Source organism: Streptococcus sp. HMSC076H09 (genome assembly GCF_001811765.1).
In the GTDB taxonomy this organism is placed as follows: Bacteria; Bacillota; Bacilli; order Lactobacillales; family Streptococcaceae; genus Streptococcus; species Streptococcus agalactiae.
Window position 1 is genome coordinate 1 of sequence record NZ_KV806587.1, and the last position, 5,097, is coordinate 5,097.

At 49.0% G+C, this 5,097-nt stretch carries 1 tRNA gene and 3 rRNA genes; all 4 read right to left on the minus strand.

Annotated elements, in window-relative coordinates:
- Positions 1-116: ribosomal RNA gene (gene rrf / locus HMPREF2818_RS00420) — 5S ribosomal RNA — on the minus strand.
- A 74-nt stretch (positions 117-190) separates the two neighbouring features.
- A 23S ribosomal RNA gene (locus HMPREF2818_RS00425) occupies positions 191-3,093 on the minus strand.
- Positions 3,094-3,247: 154 nt separating this feature from the next.
- Positions 3,248-3,320 (minus strand) — tRNA-Ala (locus HMPREF2818_RS00430).
- 54 nt (positions 3,321-3,374) lie between these two features.
- Positions 3,375-4,923: ribosomal RNA gene (locus tag HMPREF2818_RS00435) — 16S ribosomal RNA — on the minus strand.
- Together the 16S, 23S and 5S rRNA genes with 1 tRNA gene alongside form the textbook arrangement of a ribosomal RNA operon.
- Positions 4,924-5,097 lie beyond the last annotated feature (174 nt).

The following is a 5,097-nucleotide window of genomic DNA, read 5'->3' on the forward strand; positions in this document are numbered from 1 at the left end:
GCTAAGCGACTACCTTATCTCACAGGGGGCAACCCCCAACTACTTCCGGCGTTCTAGGGCTTAACTTCTGTGTTCGGCATGAGAACAGGTGTATCTCCTAGGCAATTATCACTTAACTATTGAGTCTTATTCACTCAAAATTGAATATCTATAGTCTAACAAGAAACCGTAACGTTGTCAATATCTCTTTTTGGATAAGTCCTCGAGCTATTAGTATTAGTCCGCTAAATGTGTCACCACAATTACACTCCTAACCTATCTACCTGATCATCTCTCAGGGCTCTTACTGATATAAAATCATGGGAAATCTCATCTTGAGGTGGGCTTCGCACTTAGATGCTTTCAGCGCTTATCCCTTCCCTACATAGCTACCCAGCGATGCCTTTGGCAAGACAACTGGTACACCAGCGGTAAGTCCACTCTGGTCCTCTCGTACTAGGAGCAGATCCTCTCAAATTTCCTACGCCCGCGACGGATAGGGACCGAACTGTCTCACGACGTTCTGAACCCAGCTCGCGTGCCGCTTTAATGGGCGAACAGCCCAACCCTTGGGACCGACTACAGCCCCAGGATGCGACGAGCCGACATCGAGGTGCCAAACCTCCCCGTCGATGTGAACTCTTGGGGGAGATAAGCCTGTTATCCCCAGGGTAGCTTTTATCCGTTGAGCGATGGCCCTTCCATACGGAACCACCGGATCACTAAGCCCGACTTTCGTCCCTGCTCGAGTTGTAGCTCTCGCAGTCAAGCTCCCTTATACCTTTACACTCTACGACTGATTTCCAACCAGTCTGAGGGAACCTTTGGGCGCCTCCGTTACCTTTTAGGAGGCGACCGCCCCAGTCAAACTGCCCGTCAGACACTGTCTCCGATAGGGATTGCCTATCTGGGTTAGAGTAGCCATAACACAAGGGTAGTATCCCAACAACGCCTCAAACGAAACTGGCGTCCCGTTATCATAGGCTCCTACCTATCCTGTACATGTGGTACAGATACTCAATATCAAACTGCAGTAAAGCTCCATGGGGTCTTTCCGTCCTGTCGCGGGTAACCTGCATCTTCACAGGTACTAAAATTTCACCGAGTCTCTCGTTGAGACAGTGCCCAAATCATTACGCCTTTCGTGCGGGTCGGAACTTACCCGACAAGGAATTTCGCTACCTTAGGACCGTTATAGTTACGGCCGCCGTTTACTGGGGCTTCAATTCATACCTTCGCTTACGCTAAGCACTCCTCTTAACCTTCCAGCACCGGGCAGGCGTCACCCCCTATACATCATCTTACGATTTAGCAGAGAGCTGTGTTTTTGATAAACAGTTGCTTGGGCCTATTCACTGCGGCTGATCTAAAATCAGCGCCCCTTCTCCCGAAGTTACGGGGCCATTTTGCCGAGTTCCTTAACGAGAGTTCTCTCGCTCACCTGAGGCTACTCGCCTCGACTACCTGTGTCGGTTTGCGGTACGGGTAGAGTATATGTATCGCTAGAAGCTTTTCTTGGCAGTGTGACATCACTAACTTCGCTACTAAACTTCGCTCCTCGTCACAGCTCAATGTTAAAGATATAAGCATTTGACTCATATCACACCTCACTGTTTGACCAGACACTTCCAATCGTCTGGTTTAGTTAGCCTACTGCGTCCCTCCATCACTATATACTCTAGTACAGGAATATCAACCTGTTGTCCATCGGATACACCTTTCGGTCTCTCCTTAGGTCCCGACTAACCCAGGGCGGACGAGCCTTCCCCTGGAAACCTTAGTCTTACGGTGGACAGGATTCTCACCTGTCTTGCGCTACTCATACCGGCATTCTCACTTCTATGCGTTCCAGCGCTCCTCACGGTACACCTTCTTCACACATAGAACGCTCTCCTACCATGACACTTTTGTGTCATCCACAGCTTCGGTAATATGTTTTAGCCCCGGTACATTTTCGGCGCAGGGTCACTCGACTAGTGAGCTATTACGCACTCTTTGAATGAATAGCTGCTTCTAAGCTAACATCCTAGTTGTCTGTGCAACCCCACATCCTTTTCCACTTAACATATATTTTGGGACCTTAGCTGGTGGTCTGGGCTGTTTCCCTTTCGACTACGGATCTTAGCACTCGCAGTCTGACTGCCGATTATATCTCGTTGGCATTCGGAGTTTATCTGAGATTGGTAATCCGGGATGGACCCCTCACCCAAACAGTGCTCTACCTCCAAGAGACTTAACATCGACGCTAGCCCTAAAGCTATTTCGGAGAGAACCAGCTATCTCCAAGTTCGTTTGGAATTTCTCCGCTACCCACAAGTCATCCAAGCACTTTTCAACGTGCCCTGGTTCGGTCCTCCAGTGAGTTTTACCTCACCTTCAACCTGCTCATGGGTAGGTCACATGGTTTCGGGTCTACAACATGATACTATGGCGCCCTATTAAGACTCGGTTTCCCTACGGCTCCGTCTCTTCAACTTAACCTCGCATCATATCGTAACTCGCCGGTTCATTCTACAAAAGGCACGCTCTCACCCATTAACGGGCTCGAACTTGTTGTAGGCACACGGTTTCAGGTTCTATTTCACTCCCCTCCCGGGGTGCTTTTCACCTTTCCCTCACGGTACTGGTTCACTATCGGTCACTAGAGAGTATTTAGGGTTGGGAGATGGTCCTCCCAGATTCCGACGAGATTTCGCGTGTCTCGCCGTACTCAGGATACTGCTAAGGTTAATCTATCATTTTAAATACGAGGCTGTTACTCTCTTTGGCTTACCTTCCCAGGTAATTCTTCTATAATGATTAATCCTATATCGCAGTCCTACAACCCCGAAGTGTAAACACTTCGGTTTGCCCTCCTGCCGTTTCGCTCGCCGCTACTAAGGCAATCGCTTTTGCTTTCTCTTCCTGCAGCTACTTAGATGTTTCAGTTCACTGCGTCTTCCTTCTCATATCCTTAACAGATATGGATACTAGTCATTAACTAGTGGGTTCCCCCATTCGGACATCTCTGGATCAGCGCTTACTTACAGCTCCCCAAAGCATTTCGTCGTTAGTCACGTCCTTCTTCGGCTTCTAGTGCCAAGGCATCCACCGTGCGCCCTTATTAACTTAACCTTATTAACCTAGTTTCTTTAAAACTAGAAAACTCATTAAATATTCACAGCGTTTTCGGTTTATTTTCTTGTTACTTTCTACAATCTATTTCTAGATCGTGGAATTTGATATAGATATTCAATTTTCAATGAACAATTTGAACCTTTCGATTCAATGGAGCCTAGCGGGATCGAACCGCTGACCTCCTGCGTGCAAAGCAGGCGCTCTCCCAGCTGAGCTAAGGCCCCACAAGACCTCTCAAAACTAAACAAGACGCAAATGGCAGGTTTCCTTATCCTTAGAAAGGAGGTGATCCAGCCGCACCTTCCGATACGGCTACCTTGTTACGACTTCACCCCAATCATCTATCCCACCTTAGGCGGCTGGCTCCTAAAAGGTTACCTCACCGACTTCGGGTGTTACAAACTCTCGTGGTGTGACGGGCGGTGTGTACAAGGCCCGGGAACGTATTCACCGCGGCGTGCTGATCCGCGATTACTAGCGATTCCGACTTCATGTAGGCGAGTTGCAGCCTACAATCCGAACTGAGATTGGCTTTAAGAGATTAGCTTGCCGTCACCGGCTTGCGACTCGTTGTACCAACCATTGTAGCACGTGTGTAGCCCAGGTCATAAGGGGCATGATGATTTGACGTCATCCCCACCTTCCTCCGGTTTATTACCGGCAGTCTCGCTAGAGTGCCCAACTTAATGATGGCAACTAACAATAGGGGTTGCGCTCGTTGCGGGACTTAACCCAACATCTCACGACACGAGCTGACGACAACCATGCACCACCTGTCACTTCTGCTCCGAAGAGAAAGCCTATCTCTAGGCCGGTCAGAAGGATGTCAAGACCTGGTAAGGTTCTTCGCGTTGCTTCGAATTAAACCACATGCTCCACCGCTTGTGCGGGCCCCCGTCAATTCCTTTGAGTTTCAACCTTGCGGTCGTACTCCCCAGGCGGAGTGCTTAATGCGTTAGCTGCGGCACTAAGCCCCGGAAAGGGCCTAACACCTAGCACTCATCGTTTACGGCGTGGACTACCAGGGTATCTAATCCTGTTTGCTCCCCACGCTTTCGAGCCTCAGCGTCAGTTACAGACCAGAGAGCCGCTTTCGCCACCGGTGTTCCTCCATATATCTACGCATTTCACCGCTACACATGGAATTCCACTCTCCCCTTCTGCACTCAAGTCCTCCAGTTTCCAAAGCGTACAATGGTTAAGCCACTGCCTTTAACTTCAGACTTAAAGAACCGCCTGCGCTCGCTTTACGCCCAATAAATCCGGACAACGCTCGGGACCTACGTATTACCGCGGCTGCTGGCACGTAGTTAGCCGTCCCTTTCTGGTTAGTTACCGTCACTTGGTAGATTTTCCACTCCTACCAACGTTCTTCTCTAACAACAGAGCTTTACGATCCGAAAACCTTCTTCACTCACGCGGCGTTGCTCGGTCAGACTTCCGTCCATTGCCGAAGATTCCCTACTGCTGCCTCCCGTAGGAGTCTGGGCCGTGTCTCAGTCCCAGTGTGGCCGATCACCCTCTCAGGTCGGCTATGTATCGTCGCCTTGGTGAGCCTTTACCTCACCAACTAGCTAATACAACGCAGGTCCATCTCACAGTGAAGCAATTGCTCCTTTTAAATAACCAACATGTGTTAATTACTCTTATGCGGTATTAGCTATCGTTTCCAATAGTTATCCCCCGCTATGAGGCAGGTTACCTACGCGTTACTCACCCGTTCGCAACTCATCAGTCTAGTGTAAACACCAAACCTCAGCGTTCTACTTGCATGTATTAGGCACGCCGCCAGCGTTCGTCCTGAGCCAGGATCAAACTCTCATTAAAAGTTTGAGCTTTGCTCTTTTCTGTCTCGCTGACAGATTTATTGTTTTTTTGTCATTGACGGATTTACAATGTAAATCCACCCTGCACATTCGTTCGTCTTGTTCAGTTTTCAAAGGTCTTTGCCTCTCTTGAGACAACTTCTATATTCTAGCAAACTTATTCTGCTTTGTCAAC